Annotated in this window: 22 protein-coding genes and 1 pseudogene; 8 read left to right on the top strand and 15 right to left on the bottom strand. The window is 54.9% G+C overall.

All coding sequences use genetic code 11. The features are described from left to right. Nucleotides 1–162: pseudogene (locus tag ACUHMQ_RS16220) on the top strand (IS3 family transposase); the annotation flags it as partial. 30 nt (nucleotides 163–192) lie between these two features. Here the strand turns inward: ACUHMQ_RS16220 and ACUHMQ_RS16215 are convergent. The 5 genes from ACUHMQ_RS16215 to ACUHMQ_RS16195 all read right to left on the bottom strand — a co-directional run bounded on the left by ACUHMQ_RS16215 (nucleotide 193) and on the right by ACUHMQ_RS16195 (nucleotide 7,265). Then, nucleotides 193–1,602: an ABC transporter transmembrane domain-containing protein gene (locus ACUHMQ_RS16215; protein WP_445296505.1), complete on the bottom strand. Its 1,410-nt coding sequence runs from the start codon at nucleotides 1,600–1,602 to the stop codon at nucleotides 193–195. Further along, a complete protein-coding gene (locus tag ACUHMQ_RS16210) occupies nucleotides 1,603–1,848 on the bottom strand; it encodes a 6TM ABC transporter family protein (protein ID WP_445296504.1) in 246 nt (81 codons plus the stop codon). It lies immediately after the preceding gene. Between the two features lie 117 nt (nucleotides 1,849–1,965). After that, nucleotides 1,966–3,060, bottom strand: coding sequence for a glycosyltransferase family 4 protein (locus tag ACUHMQ_RS16205; protein ID WP_445296503.1), 1,095 nt, complete (start codon nucleotides 3,058–3,060; stop codon nucleotides 1,966–1,968). Between the two features lie 179 nt (nucleotides 3,061–3,239). After that, nucleotides 3,240–5,120 carry an MFS transporter gene (locus tag ACUHMQ_RS16200; protein WP_445296502.1) on the bottom strand — a complete coding sequence of 627 codons (1,881 nt, stop codon included), beginning with the start codon at nucleotides 5,118–5,120 and terminating at the stop codon, nucleotides 3,240–3,242. 156 nt (nucleotides 5,121–5,276) lie between these two features. Then, entirely contained in the window at nucleotides 5,277–7,265 is a 1,989-nt protein-coding gene (locus tag ACUHMQ_RS16195; RefSeq protein WP_445296501.1) for a methyl-accepting chemotaxis protein, read from the bottom strand. A 452-nt stretch (nucleotides 7,266–7,717) separates the two neighbouring features. Here ACUHMQ_RS16195 and ACUHMQ_RS16190 point away from each other — a divergent pair, with 452 nt between their 5' ends. The 3 genes from ACUHMQ_RS16190 (at nucleotide 7,718) to tdh (ending at nucleotide 11,289) form a co-directional block, all read left to right on the top strand. Beyond that, on the top strand, nucleotides 7,718–8,914 hold the full coding sequence (locus tag ACUHMQ_RS16190; RefSeq protein WP_445296500.1) for a glycine C-acetyltransferase: 1,197 nt from the start codon (nucleotides 7,718–7,720) through the stop codon (nucleotides 8,912–8,914). A 2-nt stretch (nucleotides 8,915–8,916) separates the two neighbouring features. Further along, the gene (locus ACUHMQ_RS16185; protein ID WP_445296499.1) at nucleotides 8,917–10,098 is read left to right on the top strand and encodes an acyltransferase family protein; all 1,182 of its coding nucleotides are present in this window, start codon (nucleotides 8,917–8,919) and stop codon (nucleotides 10,096–10,098) included. Between the two features lie 147 nt (nucleotides 10,099–10,245). Further along, nucleotides 10,246–11,289: an L-threonine 3-dehydrogenase gene (gene tdh, locus ACUHMQ_RS16180; RefSeq protein WP_445296498.1), complete on the top strand. Its 1,044-nt coding sequence runs from the start codon at nucleotides 10,246–10,248 to the stop codon at nucleotides 11,287–11,289. A gap of 149 nt (nucleotides 11,290–11,438) precedes the next feature. Here tdh and ACUHMQ_RS16175 read toward each other — a convergent pair whose 3' ends face one another. The 4 genes from ACUHMQ_RS16175 to ACUHMQ_RS16160 form a co-directional block, all read right to left on the bottom strand. After that, nucleotides 11,439–11,708, bottom strand: coding sequence for a hypothetical protein (locus ACUHMQ_RS16175; RefSeq protein WP_445296497.1), 270 nt, complete (start codon nucleotides 11,706–11,708; stop codon nucleotides 11,439–11,441). Between the two features lie 104 nt (nucleotides 11,709–11,812). Then, entirely contained in the window at nucleotides 11,813–12,766 is a 954-nt protein-coding gene (locus ACUHMQ_RS16170; protein ID WP_445296496.1) for a DMT family transporter, read from the bottom strand. 81 nt (nucleotides 12,767–12,847) lie between these two features. Further along, nucleotides 12,848–13,594 (bottom strand): SDR family NAD(P)-dependent oxidoreductase, encoded by a 747-nt coding sequence (locus ACUHMQ_RS16165; RefSeq protein ID WP_445296495.1) that lies wholly within the window; start codon nucleotides 13,592–13,594, stop codon nucleotides 12,848–12,850. Continuing rightward, a complete protein-coding gene (locus ACUHMQ_RS16160; RefSeq protein ID WP_445296494.1) occupies nucleotides 13,591–14,346 on the bottom strand; it encodes a 2OG-Fe dioxygenase family protein in 756 nt (251 codons plus the stop codon). Before ACUHMQ_RS16160 ends, ACUHMQ_RS16165 begins: the two co-directional genes overlap by 4 nt. 542 nt (nucleotides 14,347–14,888) lie before the next feature. Between ACUHMQ_RS16160 and ACUHMQ_RS16155 the strand changes: the two genes are divergently transcribed. Further along, entirely contained in the window at nucleotides 14,889–15,398 is a 510-nt protein-coding gene (locus ACUHMQ_RS16155) for a M48 metallopeptidase family protein (RefSeq protein WP_445296493.1), read from the top strand. A gap of 148 nt (nucleotides 15,399–15,546) precedes the next feature. After that, nucleotides 15,547–16,053 (top strand): hypothetical protein, encoded by a 507-nt coding sequence (locus ACUHMQ_RS16150; protein WP_445296492.1) that lies wholly within the window; start codon nucleotides 15,547–15,549, stop codon nucleotides 16,051–16,053. On the opposite strand, the gene ACUHMQ_RS16145 is transcribed toward ACUHMQ_RS16150, so the two are convergent. Both ACUHMQ_RS16145 and ACUHMQ_RS16140 read right to left on the bottom strand, forming a co-directional pair. Beyond that, nucleotides 16,045–17,124, bottom strand: coding sequence for an IS1595 family transposase (locus tag ACUHMQ_RS16145; protein ID WP_445296491.1), 1,080 nt, complete (start codon nucleotides 17,122–17,124; stop codon nucleotides 16,045–16,047). The genes ACUHMQ_RS16150 and ACUHMQ_RS16145 overlap by 9 nt on opposite strands. A gap of 336 nt (nucleotides 17,125–17,460) precedes the next feature. Then, nucleotides 17,461–17,763 (bottom strand): hypothetical protein, encoded by a 303-nt coding sequence (locus ACUHMQ_RS16140; protein WP_445296490.1) that lies wholly within the window; start codon nucleotides 17,761–17,763, stop codon nucleotides 17,461–17,463. A 238-nt stretch (nucleotides 17,764–18,001) separates the two neighbouring features. Here ACUHMQ_RS16140 and ACUHMQ_RS16135 point away from each other — a divergent pair, with 238 nt between their 5' ends. Then, nucleotides 18,002–18,730: a hypothetical protein gene (locus ACUHMQ_RS16135; RefSeq protein ID WP_445296489.1), complete on the top strand. Its 729-nt coding sequence runs from the start codon at nucleotides 18,002–18,004 to the stop codon at nucleotides 18,728–18,730. Nucleotides 18,731–18,874: 144 nt separating this feature from the next. Here ACUHMQ_RS16135 and ACUHMQ_RS16130 read toward each other — a convergent pair whose 3' ends face one another. From ACUHMQ_RS16130 to ACUHMQ_RS16120, 3 genes are read right to left on the bottom strand one after another with little or no spacing between them, the layout of a single operon-like run. Continuing rightward, nucleotides 18,875–19,663 carry an AbiJ-NTD4 domain-containing protein gene (locus ACUHMQ_RS16130; RefSeq protein WP_445296488.1) on the bottom strand — a complete coding sequence of 263 codons (789 nt, stop codon included), beginning with the start codon at nucleotides 19,661–19,663 and terminating at the stop codon, nucleotides 18,875–18,877. A gap of 30 nt (nucleotides 19,664–19,693) precedes the next feature. After that, entirely contained in the window at nucleotides 19,694–21,121 is a 1,428-nt protein-coding gene (locus tag ACUHMQ_RS16125) for a UvrD-helicase domain-containing protein (RefSeq protein WP_445296487.1), read from the bottom strand. Further along, a complete protein-coding gene (locus ACUHMQ_RS16120; RefSeq protein ID WP_445296486.1) occupies nucleotides 21,111–22,841 on the bottom strand; it encodes an ATP-dependent nuclease in 1,731 nt (576 codons plus the stop codon). Before ACUHMQ_RS16120 ends, ACUHMQ_RS16125 begins: the two co-directional genes overlap by 11 nt. A 251-nt stretch (nucleotides 22,842–23,092) precedes the next feature. Between ACUHMQ_RS16120 and ACUHMQ_RS16115 the strand changes: the two genes are divergently transcribed. Beyond that, nucleotides 23,093–24,267 (top strand): IS3 family transposase gene (locus tag ACUHMQ_RS16115; protein WP_445296485.1). Its coding sequence is split into 2 segments (ribosomal slippage): nucleotides 23,093–23,360 and nucleotides 23,360–24,267, totalling 1,176 coding nucleotides; the frame shifts between segments, so codons are not numbered across the junction. Between the two features lie 479 nt (nucleotides 24,268–24,746). On the opposite strand, the gene ACUHMQ_RS16110 is transcribed toward ACUHMQ_RS16115, so the two are convergent. Continuing rightward, a complete protein-coding gene (locus ACUHMQ_RS16110; RefSeq protein WP_445296484.1) occupies nucleotides 24,747–26,039 on the bottom strand; it encodes a hypothetical protein in 1,293 nt (430 codons plus the stop codon). Between the last annotated feature and the right edge of the window lie 346 nt (nucleotides 26,040–26,385).

The raw sequence follows: 26,385 nt of genomic DNA, 5'->3' as shown, positions 1-26,385 counted from the left end.
TCCTGGAAAACGCGGGAAGCGGTCGAACTGGCCACGTTGGAGTGGGTTGCGTGGTACAACCACCATCGGTTACTAAGCTCAATCGGCTACGTGCCACCAGCAGAAGCGGAGACAGCTTATTACCGACGGCTAAACGAGCAGGCACAGTTCACCTGTCTCTAACAACTGAGCCTCCACGAAAACCGGGGGGATTCAGCCTGCAATGTGCCCCGCTTCGACCAGTACGATGCGATCGGCATGCAGTACCGTGGATAAACGATGTGCGATGATCAAGGTGGTGCGGCTTTGCATAAGCCGGTCGAGCGCTTGTTGAACCATTCGTTCACTGTGTGAATCCAGTGCGCTGGTTGCTTCATCGAGCAACAGAATAGGCCGATCAGCCAGAATGGCGCGTGCGATGGCAATACGTTGGCGTTGGCCGCCTGATAGCCGTACTCCGCGTTCGCCAAGATCGGTGTGATATCCCTCTGGCAACTGTTCAACGAACTCACTGGCGAAGGCAGCGTCACAGGCTGCCCTTACTGCTGCTTCGCTGGCATCTGGTCGGCCATAGTGGACATTGTCCAGCACGCTCATGGCGAAAATCACGGCTTCTTGTGAAACGAGGGCGATGCGACTGCGCAATGCCTCGATAGAGACGTCTCGCAGATCAACCCCAACGCGTATTATGCCATTGGCTGGGTCGTAGAAGCGCAGTAGTAACTGGAACACCGTGCTTTTACCCGCTCCGCTTGGGCCAACCAGCGCGACTTTCTCACCAGGGGCGATGGTAAGGCTGAAGTCGATGAGGGCTGCCTGTTCTGGCCGGGTCGGGTAGTGAAATCGTATCGCTTCAAAACTGACCGCACCGAGGGCAGGCTCTGGCATGGATTGCGGTACTGAAGGGTTTGCTACATCGGGTTGAGTACTCAGCAATTCCAGCAACCGCTCCAGCGTGCCGGCCGCGCGTTGCACGTCGCCGATTACTTCTGAAATAGTGGCAACGGCACCTGCAACAATCACCGCATAGAAGACAAAGGCGGATAACTGTCCAGCACTGATTTTACCCGTCAAAACGTCGTGGCCACCTACCCATAGAATTGCGGCAACTGCCCCAAACACCAACACCATGACGGCTACAATCATGGTGGCGCGTTGGCGTATACGCTGTTTGCCTGTAGCAAAGGTTGCTTCAACCCGTTCTGCAAAGGCTGCCCGGTCGCTGGGTTCATGGCCATAAGCCTGGACTGTACGGATCTCATGCACAGTCTCGTCGATAACGCTGCTGACTGCTGCTACCTTGTCCTGGCTCTGGCGTGAAAGTTTGCGTACACGCCGGCCGAATAAGAGGATGGGAGCTACGACCAGGGGCACACAAATCAATACGAGCAAGGTCAGTTTCAAACTGGTCACTGCCAGCATGATCAGGCCACCAATCAGCATCAGTGCATTGCGTAATGCCATAGATGCCGATGATCCAATCACCGTCTCGATTTGGGTGGTGTCATTGGTCAACCTGGAATTCACCTCGCCGGTACGGCCGGTTTCAAAAAACGAAGGTGGCAGAGTGAGGAGGTGGTCGAACACCTTGCGTCGCAAGTCTGCCGTGACGCGTTCACCCAGCTACGACACAAGATAAAACCGTACATAGGTTGCGCTGGCCATGATGGCGATCAACCCGAACAGCGCCAGTAAAGCTTGGTCGAGCAATGCTGGGTTGCTGTCGACAAACCCCTTGTCGATCACAGCCCGTAAACCCTGACCAACCAGCAACATGCAGCCTGCAGCTATAACCAGGGCAATAGCCGCCATCACGATACGGGTGCGATAAGGCGCGAGCAGGCTTTTGAACAGGAGAACTGGGTGCATGTCGATTCTGACGCTAGGAAGCAACCGATAAACAAAAGCCCGACCTATGTGAAACAAAGTCGGGCCGATAGATAGGGTGTTATAGCAATTAACGACCTATGAATGCTGAAGGCTATATCACCCAACGTTACCGGGGTATTGGCCCAGGTGCCCTAATAAAGCGGCAAGGTGCGCTTCGGGTGAATAGGTGGCCTCCACCCATTTGCGGCCATCCATTGCCATTTTTCTTGCACTTGTAGGGTTCGATAGTGCCTCGGTCAGTCCTGTTTCCCAGGCAGCGGTATCTCCTGGGCTGATAACCCAGCCTGTTTTGCCATGTATTACAGTTTCAGGCAGCCCACCTGTATTGGATACCGCTACGGGTACACCCAATGCCAGCGCCTCTAGCTGCGATAACCCCAGCGGTTCATACAGCGAAGGCATGATGACTACATCAGCTCGTGCCATCAGTGGGTATACCGGCATCATCAAGCCGGCAAAGTACACCGCTTCGTCCAGTCCCAATTGGGTAACTTCCGCTTGAAGACGCTCCAATTCGACTCCTTGCCCGGCAAAGACAATGCGCAATTCAGGAAAGGTACGGCGCAGGCCGGGCAATGCCGCCAATATGGTGCGGTGGCCTTTTTCCGGGCGCAGCATGGCGGCATGAACAATAAGCGGACCTGGACCATTCACTATCTTGGCAAGGTCGTCACGCAAGGGTTGGCTTGCACCCGCACGGATATCCGCCAAAGGCAGGATAGGATGCAATACCTTGATACGGTCAGGTTTGATGGCAGGGTTGAGCAGAATCTGCCGACGCATATGTTCGCTTGGCACTACGGTCTTATCCACCAAGCGGTTGTAGGTGATCGCTTTGGGCATGCCTGGTTGATAAGTCCGTGCTCGAATCAACAGCGGCCGGCGGCTGATGGTGCGCGCAGCCAGGGCCAGGGTATTGCAGTCATGCCCGCTGTGGCAAAACGCAGCGTCGATATGCTCGGTACGTAGCAGGTTACGAATAGCCCAGATGCTTGGCAAATGCAGGCTGCTGCGAAAAGCTACGGGTTGCCAAACCAGTTGGCGTCGAGCGGCTTCACGGGCGATCTCGGAATTTTCCCGGCAGGCGAGGATAGTACGATGGCCGTTGTCAGCCAATAACTGCATTTGCAGCAATATTTGCAATTCTTGGCCACCCAGATTGGATGAGCTCTCACAAAACAGAACATTCATGGGGTAGTGACGACTTTTTACAATCTAGTGTGGGCTAAGAACCTATTCAGCGTCGTGTTGCTGACACTTAGCAGAGGTACTAAGAGACTGAAGTGGGTGGGGGTAACCAGGGCAAAGCAAGGTAAAGCAAGCTCGCGTTCTGCGCTCACTTTACCCAGATATGCGATCGACAAATCAGACTATTTGTCCGGTCCCCGTAAAGCCAGTACCCGTGCCTGTAAATCATCCAAGTCCAGTTGTTCAACAGGTACCGGTGTGCTGGCTACCAAACCAATTTTCGACCGGAACCTTCGCGGCATTTTCAGCATCGCGGTGCCATCTTTGCGACTGAAAAAACTACCCCAGAGGCCACGCAGCGCCATAGGAATCACTGGTGCATTACTGCGCTGGGCGATTTCGATGACGCCGGGGCGGAAGGGGTTGAGCTCGCCGTTGTAAGTAATCTTGCCCTCGGGGAAGATACAGACCAGCTCGCCATTCGACAGGCATTCCTGCACCTTGATGAATGCACGCTCTTTCATTGCCGGGTCCTCCTTGGCGGGGGCGATGGGGATAGCACCTGCGGTACGGAAGATGAAGCTCAGCAATGGCACTTTGAAGATGCGATGGTCCATGACAAAACGTACGGGACGACGAATCGCTCCGCCAATCACCAGCGCATCCATGAAGCTGACATGGTTGCAGATCAACACGGCAGCGCCTTCTTCGGGGATGTTCTCCAGGCCCTGTTCCTTGATGCGATACATGGTGTTTGTCGCAATCCATACCAGAAAACGCATGAGGAATTCGGGTTGCAAGCCGTACACATAGAAGGCGACCGGAATGTTCATCAGCGCCACGATCAAGAGCAGCTGCGGAATGCTGACGCCGGCCTGCAGGATAAGGATGCTGACGACAGCCGAGACGACCATGAAGCAGGAGTTAAGGATATTGTTGGCGGCAATGATGCGTGAGCGGTATTCCGGTTCACTGCGTAATTGGATCAAGGCATAGAGCGGTACGATAAAGAAGCCGCCGAAGATGCCCAGCAGGGTAAAGTCGGCCATGAGCCGCCAATGATGTGGGTCACTCAGGAAGGCGATCGCCCCGATACCGGCTGCAGGGATGGTTGGTGTGGCGAAATAAAGATCGATGCCGAAAATGCACATGCCTATCGAGCCGAATGGTACAAGACCGACTTCGATCTTGCGGCCTGACAAGACTTCACACAGTGCGGAGCCCGCACCTACCCCCACCGAGAATAGGGCAACCAGCAGGGTATAGACCTCGGCATTGCCACCCAGCACCCCCTTGGCAAAGCTTGGCAACTGGGTGAGGTAGACCGCACCGAAGAACCAAAACCAGGAAATGCCCATCAGGGAATGGAAAACCGTGAGATTACGCCGGCTTAGGCGGATGATGTTCCAGGTTTCGCTGAAGACATTCCAGTTGATCTTAAGGTCCTGGACTTGGGGTGGAGCCGGCGGCATGGCGCGGCTGCTCAGGTAGCCCAGTATGGCCACGCCTACACAGGCAGTGGCAATAACCGCAACATTGTCGGGGCTGCGTTCCACCAGTATCGTGCCGCCGATCTGACCCAACAGGATGGCCACAAAGGTGCCCATTTCTATCAAGCCGTTACCGCCAAGCAGTTCCCGTTCGTTCAGATACTGCGGCAGTATCGAATATTTGAGCGGACCGAACAGGGTGGAGTGCACCCCCATCAGGAACAGGCAGAACATCAAAAGCGCGGCGTTGCGGTACATAAAACCGACGGAAGCCACGAGCATGATGGCGATTTCCAGCAGCTTGATCCAACGCGCCAGCGTGGCTTTATCGAATTTCTCGGCCAGCTGGCCCGCAGTAGCCGAGAAGAGAAAAAATGGCAGGATGAAAATACCAGCAGCAGCGTTGACCAGGGTGGGCGCATCCAGCCCGGCGAAACCCAGACCAAAGAAGGTGATCATCACCAACATCGCGTTCTTGAACAGGTTGTCATTGAACGCGCCAAGAAACTGGGTGATGAACAATGGCAGAAAGCGCCGTTGCTTGAACAGGTCGAACTGGTTGTGTTGATGCATGCAGTTTCCCGAAATGAGTATTCTTTTATCTGTGGCTAGAGGGGGTGTATCCAGATGGGGCTACTCTTGCGCGTGGCGAGTGTAGCAGACAGCACAGACCGCCTAGTGTTTAACCAGGCGGCAAAAGGTAAGCGGGGCATGGATAGGAAGAGTGGCTTAAACCGAGAAACGCCGCGCGGTTTCGGCTAGGCGGCTTGCAAGTACGTGAAGCTGTTGTGCGGAGCTAGCCCCTTGGCTTGCTGAGTTGGCATTGGCTTCGCTCATACCCGAGATCGATTCCAGGTGTTGGGTCAGCAACTGACTGGCGGTGCGTTGCTCGGTCAGTGTATCGGCAATCGCTTCGATAATTTTTGCTACGCCGGCACTGCCTTGCTGTATACGCTCGATGGTTTCACTCGCAGCATCGGTGTTCTGCCGACCGCTTTCCACGATCCGGACGGTTGCCTGCATCCGATTGACCGCATCATCGGCAGCGCTGCGTATGGCGCTGGCAAAGCTGGCGATTTCATTGCTGGCAGTGGCGGAACGGGCTGCGAGGTTACGTACCTCATCGGCTACGACGGCAAATCCGCGGCCGGCTTCGCCTGCCCGGGCGGCTTCGATGGCAGCGTTCAAGGCAAGCAGATTGGTTTGCTCGGCCACATCACGGATTACACCGACCACATTGCTGATGGCGGCAGATTGCTCGCCAAGTGCTTCAATGGTGCGAGCGGTCATTCCTACTTCTGTGGCAATGCTATTCATATTGCCGATGGACTGACGTATGACGTCGCTGCCGTCATTGGCAGTTTTGTTGCTTTGTACGCATTGGTCTTTAGCATTGTTGGAAGAGTTGGCTCCATTCATGATGGACGCGCTCAGTTCCTCGACAGCGGATGCTGCACCAGCAACAGCTTCGCTTTGTGTGGCGCTGGCCTGCGCGATTTTCGATACATTCTGGGCCAGCCGTTCGGCTGCCGCAGTGGATTCTTCGGAGAGCCGCAGCATTTCTTGCACCATGTCACGCAGCTGGTCACGCATCTGGCGAATAGCGGCCAGCAGGCTGTCCTGGTCGCCTGTTCGGAGTTCTACTGCTGTATCGAGCTTGCCCTCGGCGATCCGCTTCACAATGGATTCCACCAGAGAGGGCTCTCCACCAAGCTGGCCAGTGATTGAGCGGTACAGCGCAATAAAGAGCAACAGAATGGCGATGATGGCGCCGGCGCTTAAACCGACATAGATATTGCGTTGCATGGCGATGCGTGCAACGCGGGCTTGCAGCAGTTTGTCCAGCTCGTCACTGCTTGCAAGATTCATGGCGCTGATTTTACTGGCGGCTGTATCCGCCTTACCTGAAACCGTACCTGCCTGGCTTTCCAGATCCTTGGCGATGACCTTGTCCACACTGTCGCCAACGGCTTGCGTTGTAGTTTGGACCAACCCTTGTGGGCTGTTCAGGCTCTTGGGCAGCTCGGTGTTATAAGCGAAGCTTTTATCCAGGTTGCCACGCAGGCCGCCAAGCGTGTCGGCCACCAATGGACGCAGCTCCACAAGGCGTGTGAGCGAAGCATCATCGAGCGCTTTTTCACCGGTAGCCCGCAGCATCAATGCCGTTTGTTCGCCGACTCGGGCAGCGAGGGCGGGTAATTTCACACAAGCAGAATCCATCAGATAATACGAGTCGATATCCGGGTCGAGCGTCAGGTTGGAATTGTCGCAAGCCGTAATCAGTAAGTTGATCGCTTGGTCGATAGTCGCGGTATGGGCTTTGATCCGGTCGGCTGCGGGTTTGCTGTCGCTGCTTCGCGTCTCTTCCCAGCTTTGTTTCATGGCAGAGAAAGCTTTGCCGGTGCCAAGTTCGGCTCCCAGCTTTTGCTCGGCGGCGGCTACCTGGCTCAGTGCACTATCCACTTTGCCAGTGTCTGCGGCGCCGCTACCTGCTGCAGCGCCATTACGGCGAACAATTAACGCATCAATCAGCGGCAGACCGGCCTTCAGGTATTCGACGCCGACCCGTTCTTTGGCGGAAAAGTCCACATTGTCTTGGTTGGTACGGTAGAGACTGTAGCCGAGGTAGAGCAGGGTAAGGATGGATACCGCGCCGATCAAACCAAAGCGGGTTGGATAACTATGGCGACGCATCAAGGTCGCAATACAGTTGATCATGTCGCGTTTCCTTCAGGTGCCAATTCAGCTTCCGCCGGTTTTATTAATTATTTTGATTTGCGCAATTCAGTGTTGACCAAGAAAACGGCATATACCACCTCATAACTTAGCCTACTGTCACAATTTTTCATTATTGTTTCCAAACGGTAATACATGCAGATCGGTATGTTTTGGCCCCCTGCTTACGGGAATGTGTAGAATCGCGCCGGATTTTGCCGCCATGGTGCTTATGGCAGTGGATGCGGCACTGTATTAGCGGTATTACCTGCTTACGACACTGTTGCATCTTGTGATAGATATCGCGCAGCGATTGATACATTGGTTCGGTTTGTCAGGCCGTGTTTGTTACCCTTGGGTTTTCTCGCAGTCTGCGTCGGTGTGACGGTAAGACCTATATCAACAAAATGCCCAGCCCTGTGTGCGGCTCATCAGACCTAATGAAGAGGAGATGTATGAACCACGTATTCCTATCCCATCTCGAAAGCGAGCTGGCAGCGATTAAGGAAGCGGGTTTTTTCAAGCCCGAGCGCGTTATTGCATCTCATCAGCGCGCCGATATTGCGCTGCGAGACGGCAGTGAAGTACTGAATTTCTGCGCCAACAACTACTTGGGCCTTGCAGACGACCCACGTTTGATCGCTGCGGCCAAGAAGGGTGTGGATGACTACGGTTATGGCGTGGCTTCGGTGCGTTTTATCTGCGGTACGCAATCGGTACACAAGGATTTGGAAGCCACCATTTCACGTTTTTTGCAAACGGATGACACCATCCTCTATTCCAGCTGTTTCGACGCCAATGGCGGCGTATTCGAAACCTTGTTGGGTGAGCAGGATGCGGTGATCTCGGATGAGCTGAACCATGCTTCCATCATTGATGGCGTGCGTCTTTGCAAAGCCAGAAGGTATCGTTACAAGAACAACGATATGGCAGACCTGGAAGCGCAGCTCAAGGCAGCCAAGGAAGCTGGCACCCGTTTTACGTTGATCGTGACCGATGGTGTCTTCTCAATGGATGGCTTTATTGCCGACCTGAAGTCGATTTGCGACCTGGCCGATAAATACAGCGCGTTGGTGATGGTTGATGATTCGCACGCCGTGGGTTTCATCGGCCCCAATGGCAGAGGTACGCCTGAGCACTGTGGGGTATCGGATCGGATCGACATCTATACCGGTACCTTGGGCAAGGCCCTGGGTGGCGCTTCGGGTGGGTATGTGGCTGGTCGTCAGGCCATTATCGATATCCTGCGCCAACGTTCGCGCCCTTACTTGTTCTCGAACTCTCTGGCGCCAGCGATTACCGCTGCCAGCTTGGAAGTTTTCCGTATTCTGGAAACCGATGGCCCGCGCCTGCGCGCCAAGCTGACAGAAAATGCCGAGCGCTTCCGTAGCAAGATGACCGCAGCAGGGTTTACCTTGCAGCCGGGTGTCCACCCCATTATTCCCGTGATGCTGGGCGATGCCCGTCTTGCTGGTGAAATGGCAGCCATGCTGCTTGAGCAGGGCATCTATGTGATTGGTTTCTCCTTCCCGGTTGTGCCAAAAGGCAAGGCGCGTATCCGTACCCAGATGAGTGCTGCGCATAGTACGGAGCATATCGATGATGTGGTGGCGGCGTTTACCACGGTCGGTAAGACATTGGGTGTGATTTAACAATGGACAAGGCGCATGCGTTGGTTGCTGCCCCGCCTGCAGTGCGCCGTCCTGGTTTAGATGTGTTACGTACTTTCGCCATTGTCTGGGTGATGTTTTACCACGCCCAGATCATGGGTTTGGGCACCCCTTTGCCAGCCTTCACCCGTTGGGGTTGGATGGGGGTGGACCTTTTCTTTGTGCTCAGCGGCTTTTTGATTGGTGGCCAGTTGTTTGCGCCTATGCGGTGCGGGCAGCGGCCCAATATCACTGAGTTCATGGGGAAGCGCGCCTTCCGCATCCTGCCGGCCTATGCATTGATGGTACTGCTGTACTTTGCTATGCCTGATTGGCGTGAGACTGCGAAGATACAGCCGCTATGGCAATTTCTCACCTTCACTGAGAATCTGCTGATCGATTTTTCCTCCCCCAAGGCGTTTTCCCACGTCTGGTCACTTTGTGTCGAAGAACACTTCTATTTGCTGTTGCCCATGATCTGCTTGGTCCTGTTCGGCCGGGTAGGACCAAAGCGGGTGATGGCGGTGTTGGTGGCCGTGTTGGTAGGCGGTATGCTGCTGCGGGGCGCCTTGTGGCTATATGAACTGGAGCCCTTATTGGCGACGCCCGCCAATGCAGATTTGTTTGGCCAGCGCTATATGGAGCTGATCTACTACCCGACCTGGTCCCGTCTGGATGGTTTGTTGGCCGGCGTTGCGTTGGCGCTGGTTCGCGAATTCCGGCCACAGGTCTGGAACCGTGTGCAGCAGCATGGAACAGCGCTGTTGGTGGGTGCAAGCCTGCTGTTGGCCGGCGCATTTTGGCTTTTGCAAGACCGTGAGGCTTTCTGGCCGGTGGTATTGGGCTTCCCCCTTTTGGCTGCTGGATTGGCCTTCCTGGTGGCGGCTGCCGATAGTGAACATAGTGTGCTAGCTAGACTATGCCTGCCTGGCGTTACCACTATTGCAGCCATGGCGTTCAGTTTGTACCTGAGTCACAAGATGGTCTGGGCTGTCGCCCGTACACATTGGGGTGCTTACCTGCATGACCAGGGTGGATTGGCATTTGTGGTGTATGCCGTTGTGGGATTGATGGGTGGCTTGGTGTTGTACGGCTTATTGGAACGGCCGTCGCTACAGTGGCGTGCACGTTGGTTGGCCTATCGTCGCGAATCCAGTCGTATGGCAACCCAGTCTGCGGTAGTGTGAAGTCGTATGGCAACCCAGTCTGCGGTAGTGTGATGGTATTAAGGCAGAATGTTCAGGCACTGATTTAAAAGTTTGTTCATGCCGAATCGGCATGGGTAGTAAGTATCAGGCGGGCCGGTGAGTGACCCGCTGTATGGAGATAGAAACATGAAAGCACTCGTCAAAGCCGAAGCCGCACCAGGCTTGACCCTGCAGCGCGTTAAGAAGCCCGAGGTTGGGCATAACGATCTGCTGATCAAGATCCGTAAGACCGCAATCTGCGGTACCGACATCCATATCTGGAAGTGGGACGATTGGGCGCAGAAGACGATTCCAGTAGGTATGCATGTCGGCCACGAATATGTGGGCGAGGTGGTTGGCATGGGCTCGGAAGTCAAGGGCTACAAGATCGGTGATCGCGTTTCGGGTGAAGGGCATATCACTTGCGGCTATTGTCGTAATTGCCGCGCCGGCCGCGTTCATCTTTGCCGCAATACCACGGGCGTTGGCGTGAACCGTGAGGGTGCGTTTGCTGAGTATCTGGTGATTCCTGCCTTTAATGCGTTCAAGATTCCCGACGATATTCCTGATGAAATTGCCTCGATCCTGGACCCATTTGGTAACGCCACCCACACAGCGCTGAGTTTCGATCTGGTAGGCGAAGACGTGCTGATTACCGGTGCTGGCCCGATTGGTATCATGGCGGCAGCCATTGCCCGCCATGTGGGTGCCCGGCATGTAGTGATTACCGATGTGAACGAGTACCGGCTTGAACTGGCGCTCAAGATGGGTGCCACCCGTGCCGTGAATGTAGCCAAGCAGGACTTGAAAGCGGTGATGCAGGAGTTGGGCATGACCGAGGGCTTTGATGTGGGGCTGGAAATGTCGGGTAACCCCAGTGCCTTCCGCGGCATGCTCGATACCATGAATCACGGCGGCAAGATTGCGCTTCTCGGTATTCCACCGGGCGACATGGCGATTGACTGGAACCAGGTCATTTTCAAGGGACTGATCATCAAGGGCATCTACGGCCGTGAAATGTTCGAAACCTGGTACAAGATGGCAGCCATGCTGCAAAGCGGGCTCGACCTTTCGCCGATGATTACCCATCGCTTCCCTGTCGATGAATATGTGACCGGGTTTGAGACAATGTTGTCTGGTCAGTCGGGGAAAGTGATTTTGGATTGGACCGAATCAACAGAACCAGTCTAGAACCTGTCCACGGTTTACTGCGCAGCAGTCATCAGCGCTTATGTGCTGTTCGCTACAAATCGTGAATAGGATTCTTGGGGCATTGTTTCAGTGAATAAAAAAGCCGGGCAGCATTGCTCGGCTTTTTTAATTTCCAGGTTCCCGGCGCGTCAGAATTGCATAGCAAACTTGATGATCTCCCCCAGAAAAATCAGGGCGATAGCGGTTACCGAGGTGATGAGGCTTAGTTTCTGATACTTCGACGAGATAGGACTGCCATCTGTCGAGACCGGCTTATTGAATGGGATGGTATTGAGAAAAGCGGAGATACCCAAAAAGATAAAACCGATGCTGCTAAGCACACGACCATCTTTTGGGATGGGAAAGCTTTCCCATAGCATGAGCGCGCCTATCGCGGAAAAGGCGATCAGCCATACCATCCTCGTTCTGAAATAAGAAATAGTATTGGACATAGATGAACAAGCGGCAGTGATTGAAATGCGGGGTTAATTCAGGAGCATTGCACCAATCCTGAGAATGGATGTCAGCTTCCCTTGCGGCCAGCCCTTAATAGGTGGGTGGTGGCCCCTTCGAACTTTGTGGGGATTGAGCGGGTATTGCTGGATCCTTGACGAATCGCTGACAGGCCTAATCCTGCAGCCATCAATGCAATACCTATCCATTGAGTGTGGCTTGGTCTGAAGCCATTGAGTCCAATATCGAGCATCATGGCGACAACAGGATCGAGATAGACCAATACCGAAACCAAGCGGGTGGGTAACTTGCGCACACTGCCAAAGAAAAGATAGTAGACCAGCCCGGTATGGATGGAGCCCATCAAAGCGACGGCCAGCCAATTGCCTTGCGTCAGCGTAGTAAACGCACCGAAGTGTACAAAGGCGGGTAGCAGTAAAGCGCCTAGCAGGGTCTGCAGGCAGGAAACCGCATAGGGGCTGAGGCGTTGGATGCCTTTGCCCAGCACAGTGAGCGTTGCGTAGCAGATTGCTGCCATCAGTGCCCATAACAGACCGGAAGACCACAGCGCTGTCGGTGTTTCGCTACCTATGGCGGCAATCAACGCGGTGCCGGCAAAACATGCCAATACCGATAGCAAGGAAACAAGCGTCAGGCGCTCCCCAAAGAACAGCACGCCAGATAGCAGTACAAATACAGGCGCCAAGTAGTAGACAGCGACTGCCAGCGTGACAGGTATCAATTCAAAAGCACTGAACAGGCAGTACCAATTTGCCACCAGGGCGAAACCGCATAAAGCAGTCTGAATCAGCTCACGTTTATTCCACTCCTCTTGCCGGATACGGCCGGACAGTACCCAGCCGGCACCGAGAAACAGTGTGGCGCTTAGGCAGCGGACAAACACCAGTTCAAACGCTTTCAAGCCGGTATATGGTGCAACGATGCCGACAGAACCAAAAATAATCGTTGCGGCAATCAGCCCAAATAAGGCGAGGCTTGTTTCTGTACGCTTGTTCGCTTCCATCCTTGTTACCTTTTTTTTATCCGTGAGCTCAGTCTTAAACTACCGGCAGTGCGTCTGCTTGAAAGAGCAGTGAGTCGTCTTTCAAAGCTTCTTTCCTGCAGTCCACCCCCCATCAATCAGGAAGTTTGCACCGGTGACAAAACTGGCTGAGGGCGACGCCAGAAAGTCGATACAACTGACGATCTCCTCCGGCGTACCCCAGCGTTTTAGTGCATGGTTGTCGCGAATCAACGCGGTTAAGGCTGGGTCGCTGAAATAGGATTCAGTCAGCTCGGTTCGAATGACCCCTGGAGAGACCGCATTGACACGGATGCCCGCTTCGCCGAATTCGATCGCCAATTGCTTGGTCAGCCCGATCAGGCCGTGTTTCGAGCTGACATAGGCCGCTCTTTCCGGCTCGGCCATCACACCGGAAACCGAAGCAATATTCACGATGCAAGCTGCGGTATTTTCATTCTTCAGCCAGCGCTTGGCGCACTCTCGCGAGAGCAGGAAAGGCGCGGTGAGGTTCACGGCGATGACCTGCTCGAAAACGTCGTCGTCCAAGTCGACGACAGGGCTGATCTCCCGAATCCCGGCCGCGTTGATCAGTACATCCGGTACCCAGGCCTCCTTGTCCAGTTGTTCGAACAGCGATCGAATCGCGACTTTGTCGGTCAAGTCGATCTCAATGGTTTTCAGCAGCCCGTTTGCTCCACTGGTGAGTGTGGCCAAGCGAGAGACATTGCGGTCCAACCCGATGACTTCTGCACCTTTTGTAAGGAAGTGCTGGACACAGGAAAAACCAATACCGCTACCTGCACCGGTAATCAGGATCTTCCGTGTCATTTGCTTTCCTCATTGGAGAAGGTTATCAGCAGGATATCGCGATAAGCGCCGGTGCTTGAATTGGTGCCGACAGGGGTAACGGCATGCAGTACTTTTTTGCCTAATACGACCGATTCCAATGGCGAAGTCAAACGAATGACACGGCTGATACTTCTATTGCCAGTCGAAATAAGGTTGTCACCCCCTAATGCACTGGCGCTGAGGTTGAATAAATGAATGAACACAACGGGCTCATCATCGCGATGTAGCCAGATGGGGGAGCTGATCGAAGGCGCATCCGGTTTTGCGTGATAGCGGATCTGGTGCAGGCCGATAATGACGTTACTAGACCAATCGACTAAATCCGTGGCGCGGGCGATTTCCAGGTCTTTTTGAATCAAATGCTGTATTAAAGAATTATTGCGGAAATCCTGTGATAATGGCGCGAATTTACGTACCAAGCCGCCATCATCGTAATTATATTCAGGTGACTGAACATAATCGTTAGTATCGTCTAGTACAGGTGTAGTGGAGCCTGGTGTCAGTCGGTAACGGGAAAATGCGCGATAACGCCCTCCACCATGTGGATCGGCGGATATACGATAATAATCGAGCTGAGCATTTGTCAGCATTTCAAATTGATTAAAGCTTGCGTTGGTATCATAGATTTTTGAAGAGACTGTACTAAAGCCATCTTGAACCAGACGTGCTGCATAAGCGTTTACATGGATGGCATCAATATTTGCGTCACTGAATAGGGCGGTATCACTCATTGGATTTCCAGTAGATCAATTAGAACTGCTCGTATTGATAAAATGCTACAAGCAAAAATAGGTGTGAGATTCAGTTATGGTTGTAGAACCTGTTTGCAATCTTGCTGTATAGCCGTAACTCTTTTTGCTTATTGTTTCCTTCTGCTGGATGAAGCGCTATTTATTTTATGTAATTTGAATAATGGAATTTAAGTACAAAAGAATACCCATGTAGGCAACTGGTAACAAGGAGGTGTACTGGCTTGGTTAAAATATTTTGCTTGTATGAGACACTAATGTATTAATTAAATCCTAATGGCTTGATGCAAGAACATGGCTTATGCCAAACCGTGTTATACGTCGGTGAGACCATTCATACGATATGCTGGAAAAGTATTCAGATCATTGATCGTGATCAATTCTTCACGCCATACGCATCTTTCTGCTGTCTGTTGATTTACAAGCGCCTGTGCGACCATTTCCTAACTGTGTGAAGGCAAAGGCTTATTGGCGTAGCGAAGTAGGTAAAATAGGAAGCCTTTTACCTCACTGCTATCTCTACCATGTCTCCGCTTAAGTACCTTCAGGCGTACCCAGTTACTTTGCAAGAGCGGGTGCGCGCCATGATTGCGCAAGACCAACTGGGCAGCCACTTGGCACAGCGCTACCCCGCGCGCCACGATGTTCAGACTGACAAAGCCTTGTATCTGTACGCAAGTGAGATGAAGCAGCGGTTTTTGCGTAATGCGCCTGCTATCGACAAGGTGGCGTACGACAGCAAGTTGGATCTGATTCACCAGGCGCTTGGGTTGAATACGGCGATTTCGCGCGTTCAGGGTGGCAAACTCAAGGCCAAGAAGGAGATCCGTGTTGCTTCGCTTTTCAAGGATGCTGCACCCGAGTTCCTACGTATGATCGTGGTGCATGAGCTGGCGCACTTGAAGGAGCGAGAGCATAGCAAGGCGTTTTACCAGCTTTGTGAACATATGCAGCCCGGTTACGCGCAGGTGGAGTTTGACCTGCGCCTGTATCTGACCCAGCGCGATCTGTTGGTAAGCGAAAAAGCTTGCTAGATGGGTGTTGAGTCCTTAATAGGAAATAGGCTTAAACCTGCAGAAAAGTACGGTAATCGAGCGTTACCATATGTTGCAGGCACCTTATAACGCCATTTTGCCTCAGATGCACCTGACTGAGGGCTGCTAGCATCGGCATACTTCGGGTATGGCAGCCCGCATTCCTCCTTCCCTAGCTTGGCTGATAGACAAGCGATCCCGACTTGGCGCCGAACTTCAAAAGGCCCGAGAGGCGGTGGATCGCGCCAAGCATCTCATTCACGAGCTTGAGGCGCTTGAGCTCGATCTGGCGGCGTTGGATCGCACTTTGGCGATGCACGAAATCGTGATCGACAAGGATCTCATTGAGCCCCGATTGTCTCAACCGCGGCGCATTGGTTTGAAGCATGGGGAATTGACACACGCGCTTCTTGCCATCATCCGCGAGCATGACGGTGAGCCTGTCCCAATGATGCTACTGATAGAAGAAGTCGCGAAGCGGCATCCGCACCTTTGGGGAAGGCTGGAGGCGAAGCATCAGCTACGCGAGTCCGTGCGGTACAGGTTAAAGGGGCTGGCACAAAAGAAGGTGCTCCAACGCCATCCACCGCTTGAAGGCAGCACGGACCGGCGCTGGAGCATTTGCGATGAAAGCTTTGTCGATGACCTAGCCTAGGTACTCTGTGCCTAGCCGCCTGCCTTGTGTGTACCCACACCACGCCTTGGATACACCGGCCTTAAATACGCAGCGCATTAAAACCAAGAACTTGCCGCGCAGCGACACATGTCGGTTGTCGTCGCGCCAGGCAGCTTCATTGGCATAAAAGGCAAGGTATGTCGGTCGCATGCCGTGGAACACGCCATACTCTTCTCGCCGCACGCGCGAGAAAAACTGCTCTGCTGCGTTGTTGTTGGTGCCATCGGATTTGGAGTACTCCCCTGCATGCTTCACGCTCTGGTGATTGAACCAGGCAGACAACGTTGAGTAGGCCCTCCCTTCGTCACTCATCACCGTAGAACGTGGAGCGACACACCGGCGAATGATCGGCAAAGCAGACTCCGCATTCTCTGCACGAAGAATGGCGACACGCGTACGGATTGCACCGACTCCCTTGCGGGGTGAAATTTCGCGCATCACCAAAACCGCCCTGCGATTGAGCAATTTCCGCGCGTTCCACGGCTCAATCTTGCCTCGTGCGCTTGGCGGGACAATGCTGGTTTTGCGATTCCGGAGCTTACTGTTGACCAAGCCTGCAGTGGCTTGCTGCCTTCTATTGGGGCGCCGAGGCTTCCCTCCGAAGAACGCGCAGTCGACTTGTACAACGCCCGATAGCGGCGACTGATCACGACACTCCCATAGTGCCTCCCTCAGCTTTCCGGCGTTGAGATATGCAGTCCGCAGTGTCATCCCGAGGCGGGAATGTGCTTGGTTGGCAGCTATACTCTTCGGTGCAGAAACGAATTCGAAGATCAGCATGAGTAGACGTTTGAACGGGAGCTTCCGGTGTGCGAAAGGGGTGCCGGTGGTCACGCTGAAAACTGCATCGCAACTTGCACAACGCCACTGCTTACGCGTTAACCGAGGGCAATGCTTACCTGTGTGGCAGCATCGAGGGCACGAAATACTTTCTCGCCCTCCCCAGCGAAGGGTGATAAAGATTTCGAGAGCTTGCTCCTCGGTTAGGTTTGCGATGTCCCATATCGTGAGGTCGCGATAGCCCCGTGATTGACTGACAATCTGTACCATTGTCTTGCTCCATATTGATTAGATGGCAATGCAGTCGCTCGCCGCTGAAAAGCGGCGGCAACTGGCAACACCCTGGGCGAGCGGGACTGCGGCAAGGGTAGGCTTCGGGCAAGCCTTACCAGATGCGGGATGCTTGACATCCAGCTTGTGCCGGCACAATATGGAAATGCGTACAGCCACGTATGCACTCCAAAGGGCTCGATGATCTCTCCAAAGATCGCGAGCCCTGTGCATTTCAGCCCCTCAGATGTTCTAAGGCGGCTCCATGTCGATACCTCCTTCCGTCGTGGTCTCGATTAGCACGCTACTTCCTGTGAGTACGGATGCGGCCGCTGCTCAGGTGCGGGCCTTGCTAGGCGTAGTTGCTGTGCGGGGAAGTGTGGCCGAGGCGCGTTGCTCAGCGAGCCACCGTGCAACGTCCCTGACTAGCGCGTATTTGCCTTTCCTTCCCTCAATAGTGAACACCGGAACGGGTACGCGTCGGCGAACCAATGCCTGTCGAAATGCCGGCATGGTCGGGTAACCAAGCGCAACCCTCAGCGGCTCGCCTGAGATCATTGGCCCATACCGATCGAACAACTCTCGCTCCAGTGACTGGGCGATGCCTTGTATCTCGTCGATCATGTTTTCCAGTTCCATGCAGTCACGCTCATTGCATGAGATGGTATGCCCGACACCGTGATGTGAAAATCGGGTAGGAGAGTGATGATTGCGTGAAAGACGGGATCAGGAAAATCGTGCAATACATTGATCTAATTGCAAGAAGCCATGAATCCAAACTTTCGCGTGCGAAACCACGATGCGAAAAAAAGGGCTAACCAAAGTACTTCGGGTAAGGATCTGGTACGCCTACCTATGCATCGCGCTTGGAATGGACGTGCCCTATCGAATCGGCAAATTTCTTGAACCAGATGGGTTTGAAAAACTTACGGTAAGGAACCAGCGATATCACACGCAGAAGTGGAACGCCTATCCCGAGGGCCGCCGGGCGCCACGGGCACAGTTGATTAACCTGGTCGACTCACAGTTACCAGGAAGCGCATGGCTCATCAATCACGTTGTTTGGGATGCGATCGAGGGTGGTCGAAGTGTCAACGCACTGATACGGCGAGGCCGTGACGAGTTTCCATTTGACCTCATGTCGCTGACTGTAGAGCTTGGTTGGACACAGTGGGGCGCCGAACATATACCGTACCCAGATTGGCTGGCCAAACTGAAAAGTGCAGAGTGCGCCGCCGACCTCAACATGCTCGCATGCTTGACGATACTGGTGCGCCAGCTATGCAAAAAGCGGGATTGGATACGGGCCGGACATGCCGCAGAGTCGCTGTATCGGACGCTCCTGATCGTATGCCTGAGCGAGCCATTCCGCCAATTTAGCGTCGAATTGTATGATGCCTACAAGGCCACGGTGTTTCCGCTGCTGAAACGCAGAAAGTGGAACCTTGATTTTACCGGCGTCGATTTCGAAGAAAGAGTTGAGCTGCTGGAATATCTGCTCGACCAAATACTAGGCGACTCACTGAGTCTGGTTGCCGGCACGCGAGCTAACCGTATTGCTGTGGAACTGATACGGCATCATTACCGAGATGACTTTATGCTCTAGGTGCAAATTCTCGCGGACATGACCACCTCGTTGCCGACTCATACGCAGGCTACTGGTTTCATGACTAGCAATAATTTGTCCGCAACTCGGCCAAAGCAGCCAGTCAGTGCAGGTGTGAACCAGCCGTTCAGCAATTCGAGCCTTCTAAACGCTGCTTTTGGGGAAGCGACGACTCAGGTATCTCGCAAGCGCACCGGCTAAGCCAACGACGAGTTCGGCCTCATCGAATGCAGGAGGACTGCCTTCAACAAGATGCCTGCCGTAGTTGGACGTGTATCCCCAAGCCTTGTCCACGATCTGATCCACCGGTTTGGGGAATAAGTGCGGATTCTTGCGGAGTACATCGCCGAGCGTGTCTTTACTCACGCAGACATCTCGAGCGACACATTCAAGCGCTGCCATGGCATGCTGGATGGCACCACTGACTTCTGGGTTGGGTCTCCGGGACAAGTCAAGGATCGCTTCGTGCAACTCATTGGCGGCCGTGTGGCTACCTCGTTGCAGGAGCTCTCGCTGCCCCTCCTTCACTGCGAGTTCAAACGCCTCCGAGCCACGGACCTCCAAACGTGTGCCCACCAATTGCCAGCCCACACCCTTGATGCGAAACATTCGATTCGTTTCACCTGCAAAATCGCCGCCGTTGCGGGCGTACGACTGCGCGAGCAACTCGATCAAGTCATAGACCTCGAACCACTCGCAGTCGCTAATGAGATCCCGCACTTCATCGTCCACATTCGGGAAGTCCGACCAGTTGTTCCTGTCCGGCGTCCGATACAGCATGCTGCATAAGACACGACGAAGATCGGAGGGTTTGAACCCGCACTGATAGGCGAGGTCGACTATGGCGTTACGAAGGTCATCAGGTGCCTCATATCGAATCAGGATGTCGGCATCTGGCCGACTGAGGCCATGCCTTCGTGAGAATGTGTCCATTCCATCTCCTCATGCCCGTGCGGCGAATCGTTAGTCTGCTTTGTGCGGCGTCAGGGTGCTGGTAGGCGAGCACACCACGACCTGACGCGCACCTCTCGTCAGCGCAACATAAAGGTGTTGGGCCGTCATGGCCTGAGGCTCGAGCACGACCGCCACATCGGCCTCCAGTCCTTTGAGCAACAAGGTACTACCGACGGCCCGTCGCGCAACCGGCAGGCTCATGTGGCGCTGCCGCTCGCGCACCTGAAGGGCTGCAGCGTGCAAGGTGCATGTGCCACCAGCGGCAGCCTGCATCGCAGCGTGACAGCAGCGCAAGACTTGGGGACGGTAAACATGGGTCCCCGGCTGCCGGGCGAACGCCTGCAGCAGACGGGAGGCCTCAGCAACACTGGGGCCACGTGCGAACGCAACAGCTGCGGCTTCGATAGGCGTCGGGGGCTTGAGAGGTCTGCCATGCTGTAGAACTCGCACACGCTGCAGCAATTCAGCCGCGCCGACGCCAGTCATAAGGCTCGCGGCGAACTCGACCACGTGCCCCAGTGGATTGGCTCCAGCGGGGTCGAACGTCCGCGCAAACTGGATGAACTCGACAAGGTCGACGCGCTCGACGACCGTCGCACCGGGTGTCTGGCTGGTCAACTGGTAGCGCCCGCGGACATTCATCGCGTCGCCGATGACGAGAACGCTGTCCTGTGCGTTGCGCCCGCGTGTCCTCGCCGCAGCCCTGCGTTGCTCTTCAGCCGTCGCCGCGTCAAGTTGCACCCATTGCACTGCAACTGGCGCCCCCTGCAGTTCCACCGGCCGGCCGGCTTGAAGCAGCGTTCGCACACTCAGCAGCCAATGCCCGAGATCCTCGTTACCAGCTAATCGCCACCGCCACGGTGTCAGCAATATGCCAACCGGCGGAAACTGCGTTTCGACATCGGCTTGCCAGTTGACTAGGCGATTGCCACCGAACCCGAAAATCGCCTGCATGGGGTCACCAAGCACGCACGTCGGCAGTATCTCTGCCGCCCAGGCCACCATGCGGTGTTGAGCGGCATTGCAGTCCTGGTATTCATCGACCAAAAGCCGTGCGTACGTCGCTCGCAGCGATGCGGTGATGTGTCCGGCCTGCAGCAGGTTGGCCGCTGCCTCCCGGATCGCTGGGTAGTCCTGACCTGGATTGGCAAGCTCCAGCACGTGTGAGGGAACGCCGCTGCGTAGCGGAAACTTCCCTACGAGCCTCATCGCGAAACCGTCAATCGTCGAAATTCGATAAGCCGAGCTGGGGATGGACACCCGGGCCATGCGAGCCCGCAGTGCCGCAACACCGGCATTGGTGTGGGTCAGAACAAGGATGGGCTTGTTGCCGGTATGCGCAGCTAGCGTGTCTGCGATGAGTTGCGTCTTGCCGCAACCCGCCGGCGCTGTGACTGAGCCGCGCGCGACCGCGAACAGGTCGAGTTCAGGCGGCATGGGTCCACGCCCACAGCCGATTCATCACATCGACGAATCCAGGTTCCGCATTCTGCAGTTGTGGCCCGACGATCCTGCGGCCGACATGTTGATAGGCGGACACAGACTTGAACCAGCCGTTCTTGCTGACCCGGGCTGCGCGGCCCAAGAGTTCACGTGTTGCCGCCGCATAGACGCCCTGCGCGGCCCTCTCGCCTTCAATGGCTTCGAGGGTCCGCTGGCCTTCGGATTTGGACCGAATGTGCTCCGCAACGTCATCGCGGCCGATGCGTTCGATGGCGTAGCCAAGCAGGGAATCAATCGCCGCGTCCGTCATACAGATGAACAGCTCGTCTTCCAATGCACGGCCCGCTCGCCAGGTGAGCAGGCCTACGCCCTCGGCAGCAAGCGCCGCAAGGAGAGAGGGTGTCGGCGCCTTGTCCGCATCGATGAATACAGTCACGTTGTAGCCCAGGCGACGCAGTACAAGCGCCTTGTCCAGGCACAGGTCCGGCGTGCTGCCGCCTGCGTTGACGTACGCGCCGCCGAGCGCGAAGAACGAGGTCTGGTTGTGATCCTCCACGCCATACTGGTCGAGGCCCCGTGCCAGTCCGATCTCACTAGCCCCTTCGCAGACAAGGATGGATTTCGCCAGGAAGGCTTCCGGGTCCGTGCGCAGAATCCCTTGCACCTGATCGGTCACGCCTGCGGAGCGGACCACATGACGATCGCCTTCGCACCTCACGATGAACAACTGGTCTCCGGAAAGCTCGCGCAGGGCAACGGGCGAGTGCGTGGTCATGAACACCTGAAGGGGCAGGTTTGCGTCCTTGGCGCCCAAGGAATCCAGCAGGCGCTTGAGCCGGTGGGGCTCCAGGCCAAATTCGACCTCGTCCATGAGTGCGATGGTGGCCGCTTGAGCGGCCTCGCGCTGCAGCCCTGCCATGAGCAGCCGTGCCGATCCCGTCCCCAGCGAGCGCAGGGGGATGCCGCTCTGGCTGTGCAGCGCGATCGCACCATCGCCGATGGAGACCGCATGCGCGTCTAGCATGGCCTGGGCCTGGCCCACCGGCACACCCAACGCAGTGGCGGTACGCGTCACGACTTGAAGGGTTTCTGCCAATTGAGCACCGGCCTGGTTGCCAAACCCTGTCCTCGCGTCCCGCGCTGCACGAGCTAGCTCGGCACCCAGATCGGGGCGTTCGTCAGCCAGCCTGTTGAGCACAGAGCTACGGCTCCAGGACAGATGAGTGTTGGCGTAATTGCCGATGCGCGCGGGAGCCAGCGCGGCGCGATGTTTCCAGGCCAGGCCACGTTCCAGCCCTTGTTCTTGCGCTCTCTCCGAGTACAGCAGCCACGACGGTTCAAGGTCCGGGCCTACCTCGAGGCGTAGCGTCAACGCGGTCTCGATGTCGGCCCTGGGTTCTGGCTCGATCTGCCCTGTCGCTGCGTCATGCCCACGCAGAAACTCGCCGTAGGCCTCCAGGCTCAACAAATCGTCCGACAGGCCGCCCAGGGTCACCGCGATGACGATGGGCTCGGTGACAACAAGCCCATAGAAGTCCGTGTCGGCGATGCCCACGCTGCGTCGCGCGCCCAGGCATAGATCGATGGCATCCAGTATCGTCGACTTGCCACTGTCGCCCGGACCGATGAGGCAGTTGATGCCCGCTGAGGGCGCCCAGTCGAGCGTCTTGATCGAGCGAAAGTTGCGGATTTCCAGCCGGCGGATACGAGCCATACCCCTCCCCAGGTCGCACGTTGTTTTTACTGCCAACTATCCGGCCTTTTATGGCGGACGTCTGACTGATCATCAAGTGGATCGGCCACGGCTTAACTGGCACGTTGCACCAACGCAGCGCGCAAAGCATAGGCCAATTTTCACCATGCCGCTTCTATCGGCAGCGGCTACTAGGCTGAATGACCATGTAGTGGTCTAATTCCAACGGACACCTCGATAGGTATATTACCGACCTAAAATGAGGAATACAGATGGCTTCCACACATAAAACATACGATGCGCACTTTAAGCTGGAAGTCGCTCGCATGGTCGTCGACCAAAAACTCAGCGTGCAGCAGGTGACGCAAAGTACTGGAGTCGGTCTCACAGCAATACGTCGCTGGGTAAAACAATATCAAGTTGAGCTTAAAGGGCTGCCCGGCATTGGCCAACCATTGACTGCTGAACAGCAACGCATTCGCCAGCTAGAGGCGGAGGTTTCTCAGCTCAAATCGGATAATGCCCTGTTAAAAAAAGCATCGGCCTTCTTTGCCCGCGAACTGAAATGACTTACGCCTTGGTCGATCAGTGGCAACAGAAGGCATCCATCACGCAGGCATGCCGGGTATTGGGGGTCAGTCGGTCTGGTTATTACGCTTCAAAGCAGCGGGCCAACACAACGCCAATAAGTAAAGTCGTCGTGCATCTGAAAGCGGCATTTCAGGCCAGCCAACAAACGTATGGCAGCCGTCGTCTCATGGTGGGGATGCGTGAACGGGGCATGGTGATGGGGCGATACAAGGTTCGGAGTTTGATGAAGAAAGGGGGTTTAAAGCCTGTCTGGCAGCGCAAATTTGTCTGTACCACCCATAGCAATCCTGCCTTGCCAGTTGCAGAGAATAGTCTGAATCGTCAGTTCAACCCAGTCGAGCCAAATCAGGCATGGACATCCGATATAACCTATATCCGTACACGAGCCGGCTGGCTTTATCTGGCGGTTGTGATGGATTTGTACTCACGCAAAATCATCGGGTGGGCGATGGCGCCAACGATGCCAGCAGGGTTGGTTTGCCGCGCATTGCAGATGGCTTTGAATGGGCGCAAGCCGAATGCTGGGTTGATCATGCATTCCGATCAAGGCAGTCAATACGCCAGCGCTGAGTACCAGGCGCTACTGAGTCAACATGGGTTGGTGCCTAGCATGAGTCGTAAAGGCAATTGCTGGGACAATGCGGTCATGGAGCGCTTCTTCCTGAACTTGAAGGTGGAGCGGGTGTGGCAGCGAGACTATGCGAATCATTGGGAAGCGGAAAAGGACATCACAGAATACATAGTCGGTTTCTACAACAGTGTGCGTTTGCACTCGGCCCGAGGTAACTTACCTCCCACGATTTATGAGCAGAAAATGGCTGCAAAAGAACCGATTGGCGTGTCCGAAAATACTTGACCACTACACACCATATGGCTCCGGCCAGTGAGGCGGTAACCGCTGCTCAGCTGTCGTTCATCGAACGCAGCTTTACCGTCCACTTTGACCGACATCAGCCTATAAGGAGAGAGCGGTGACGCCTGCAATGGCGTTTGATCAAATCCGGCCAGTGAAACGCTCACGAGTGAGCAGATTCCCTACCAAGTGAAATCTCATCCTACCTGGCCACCCCTTCTCGCCTCATTTGACCCTGCCGTGTATTGCAGTAGCGAAAATGCAACTTGAAAGCGGCTGCTACCGACCAGTTAACAGTTAGCGAGTGGTCGAACGATGCCAATCTCGCGCCTAGGAGGCTACCCGCCAGAAGCGGTCATTGAGAACCTTGGAAATTTAGGACACTTCAGGCTGTCATAAGCTCGTGATGGCAAAAGCGAAATCGGTCTCGGAGGAACGGATCGCAGCATGACACCGGCTGCAAATCCGCAGGTGCGAGTCAATTAAGGGCTGACAATGACCTTGATGTCCGAGCCCGAGATACTCTTGATGTATGAGTAGCTCGTTCCCAAGACGGCCAACTGCTCCTGCGACACCTTCTTCGCTGATATCGCGGGTTGGACGATCACAAATTTGAAAATCAGCTCATGGTCGTAGCATTTGTTGCGCAGTATCTCCAGCTGCTGAGGCGTGCCTTTCAGGATTCTGTCGAAGTCCTTTAGCAGTGATTGCTGGTAACGATCCATCAGCCGGTTGAAGAACTTATCGCCCGTGTACAGCCATTTCACCGATCTCGACGCCTGACCGCATACCTCATAGACGTCGGCGACGCGGGCCCCGGGGGCGTCTGTCACAGGGCAGAATTTGCAATGGTAAAGGTCGATGTAGATGGCATCTTTGTTTTCCCGAATTGCCACCAGATCAGCAATTTCGCCATTACCGTCATCGTTGAAGACGATGGAGTAGTCATCAGCGATTTTGTCGAAGGTGAAGCCCTGTACTGAGTCCTTACGTCGCTCTGCACGCATGGATTCCTGATGGATTTTCGTCGTTCCCCAATCCCAGGGTTCGAGCAAACCGGCAGGCAGTTTTACATCCATGCTGTTGAGAGAGTACTGGCGGTAGTTGCCTTGCACCATGGAACCGTCGACCTTGAGCAATACAAGCGGCTCTGCATCCAGGTACGAGTCCAGGGGCATTTCGTCGGGGTAAAGGATCTTCACACCTGGGCAGGAGGTCTTGTATGCGTCCTCCAACAACTCGATGGCGATGGTAGTGAGACGACGCTCTTCGCCATCGTTACCCACGACAAGAATGGGGATCTCTAGCGTCCGCGCCCCACTGTACTCAGGCTTACCAAGCTCGACGTCGAGAAGGTTGAAGGTCTCTCCCTGAAAATATAGCGAGAACCTTTGCTCGTTTTCGATTGCGATCGACACAGGCCAGTCGGCGTAGAACAGGCCTTCTGGCCATCTGTCCTTGATTTGCTCAACGCGCATGACATTTTTGAGTACGTCGGCAGGGTCGATGCTGCTGTCGTTGAGTTTGACCGACATGCGCTTGCACCACTCGACCCAGTAGTTGATCGGAGAGGAGTTCATCTCCCAGATCTTGCCCTTGTGCGAGCAACCTACGGTGGTTCGTTCTCCATCTTCAAAGCCGGTGGCGAAGATGTTGGACTTTGTCGCATTGCCTTTCTCGATGTCGCTAATAACCTGGTTGATATCGCGCCCCACGTGCATCGTGAATCGCAGGTCTTTCCGGGCGCGGGACAGGCCAACGTTCTGCAGCTTCATCAGCTTGATGTCGTGGAGCGTACGGAAAGTCGGCTCACCATTGATGCGACGAGGGTCTTTGGCTACCAAGTTGAGAAAGAGAGTTGCCTGGGTATCGTCACCTGAGGTGTGAATGAATAGGGTTTCCTGCGCCTTGTTATAGAAAGCGATGTACAGATTCCAATTGGTATCGACGATTTCTTCGGTCTGAGCCCACCCCAGGGGTTACGCATGAAAATATTAGTTAAGGTTCTTGGTGACATGTGTTAGCTGCCCAGCATGGAACTTGATGCGATTGGTGGCGTCTCCCCACCTTTTCGAGATAAGCATGCCGGGAGCAAAATTAGTCGAACATTTTTCCGGAATG

It is taken from the genome of Chitinimonas violaceus (assembly GCF_052601015.1).
Note: the sequence above shows the minus strand (reverse complement) of the source record. Positions and strands in the feature narration are given on the sequence as shown.

Bases quoted from the DNA above. Each gene is read 5' to 3' on its own strand.
- ACUHMQ_RS16210 (WP_445296504.1), bottom strand. From the start codon at position 1,848: ATGCACCCAGTTCTCCTGTTCAAAAGCCTGCTCGCGCCTTATCGCACC.
- ACUHMQ_RS16205 (WP_445296503.1), bottom strand. From the start codon at position 3,060: ATGAATGTTCTGTTTTGTGAGAGCTCATCCAATCTGGGTGGCCAAGAA.
- ACUHMQ_RS16200 (WP_445296502.1), bottom strand. From the start codon at position 5,120: ATGCATCAACACAACCAGTTCGACCTGTTCAAGCAACGGCGCTTTCTG.
- ACUHMQ_RS16195 (WP_445296501.1), bottom strand. From the start codon at position 7,265: ATGATCAACTGTATTGCGACCTTGATGCGTCGCCATAGTTATCCAACC.
- ACUHMQ_RS16190 (WP_445296500.1), top strand. From the start codon at position 7,718: ATGAACCACGTATTCCTATCCCATCTCGAAAGCGAGCTGGCAGCGATT.
- ACUHMQ_RS16185 (WP_445296499.1), top strand. From the start codon at position 8,917: ATGGACAAGGCGCATGCGTTGGTTGCTGCCCCGCCTGCAGTGCGCCGT.
- tdh (WP_445296498.1), top strand. From the start codon at position 10,246: ATGAAAGCACTCGTCAAAGCCGAAGCCGCACCAGGCTTGACCCTGCAG.
- ACUHMQ_RS16175 (WP_445296497.1), bottom strand. From the start codon at position 11,708: ATGGTATGGCTGATCGCCTTTTCCGCGATAGGCGCGCTCATGCTATGG.
- ACUHMQ_RS16170 (WP_445296496.1), bottom strand. From the start codon at position 12,766: ATGGAAGCGAACAAGCGTACAGAAACAAGCCTCGCCTTATTTGGGCTG.
- ACUHMQ_RS16165 (WP_445296495.1), bottom strand. From the start codon at position 13,594: ATGACACGGAAGATCCTGATTACCGGTGCAGGTAGCGGTATTGGTTTT.
- ACUHMQ_RS16160 (WP_445296494.1), bottom strand. From the start codon at position 14,346: ATGAGTGATACCGCCCTATTCAGTGACGCAAATATTGATGCCATCCAT.
- ACUHMQ_RS16155 (WP_445296493.1), top strand. From the start codon at position 14,889: ATGTCTCCGCTTAAGTACCTTCAGGCGTACCCAGTTACTTTGCAAGAG.
- ACUHMQ_RS16150 (WP_445296492.1), top strand. From the start codon at position 15,547: ATGGCAGCCCGCATTCCTCCTTCCCTAGCTTGGCTGATAGACAAGCGA.
- ACUHMQ_RS16145 (WP_445296491.1), bottom strand. From the start codon at position 17,124: ATGGTACAGATTGTCAGTCAATCACGGGGCTATCGCGACCTCACGATA.
- ACUHMQ_RS16140 (WP_445296490.1), bottom strand. From the start codon at position 17,763: ATGGAACTGGAAAACATGATCGACGAGATACAAGGCATCGCCCAGTCA.
- ACUHMQ_RS16130 (WP_445296488.1), bottom strand. From the start codon at position 19,663: ATGGACACATTCTCACGAAGGCATGGCCTCAGTCGGCCAGATGCCGAC.
- ACUHMQ_RS16125 (WP_445296487.1), bottom strand. From the start codon at position 21,121: ATGCCGCCTGAACTCGACCTGTTCGCGGTCGCGCGCGGCTCAGTCACA.
- ACUHMQ_RS16120 (WP_445296486.1), bottom strand. From the start codon at position 22,841: ATGGCTCGTATCCGCCGGCTGGAAATCCGCAACTTTCGCTCGATCAAG.
- ACUHMQ_RS16110 (WP_445296484.1), bottom strand. From the start codon at position 26,039: ATGAAGCTGCAGAACGTTGGCCTGTCCCGCGCCCGGAAAGACCTGCGA.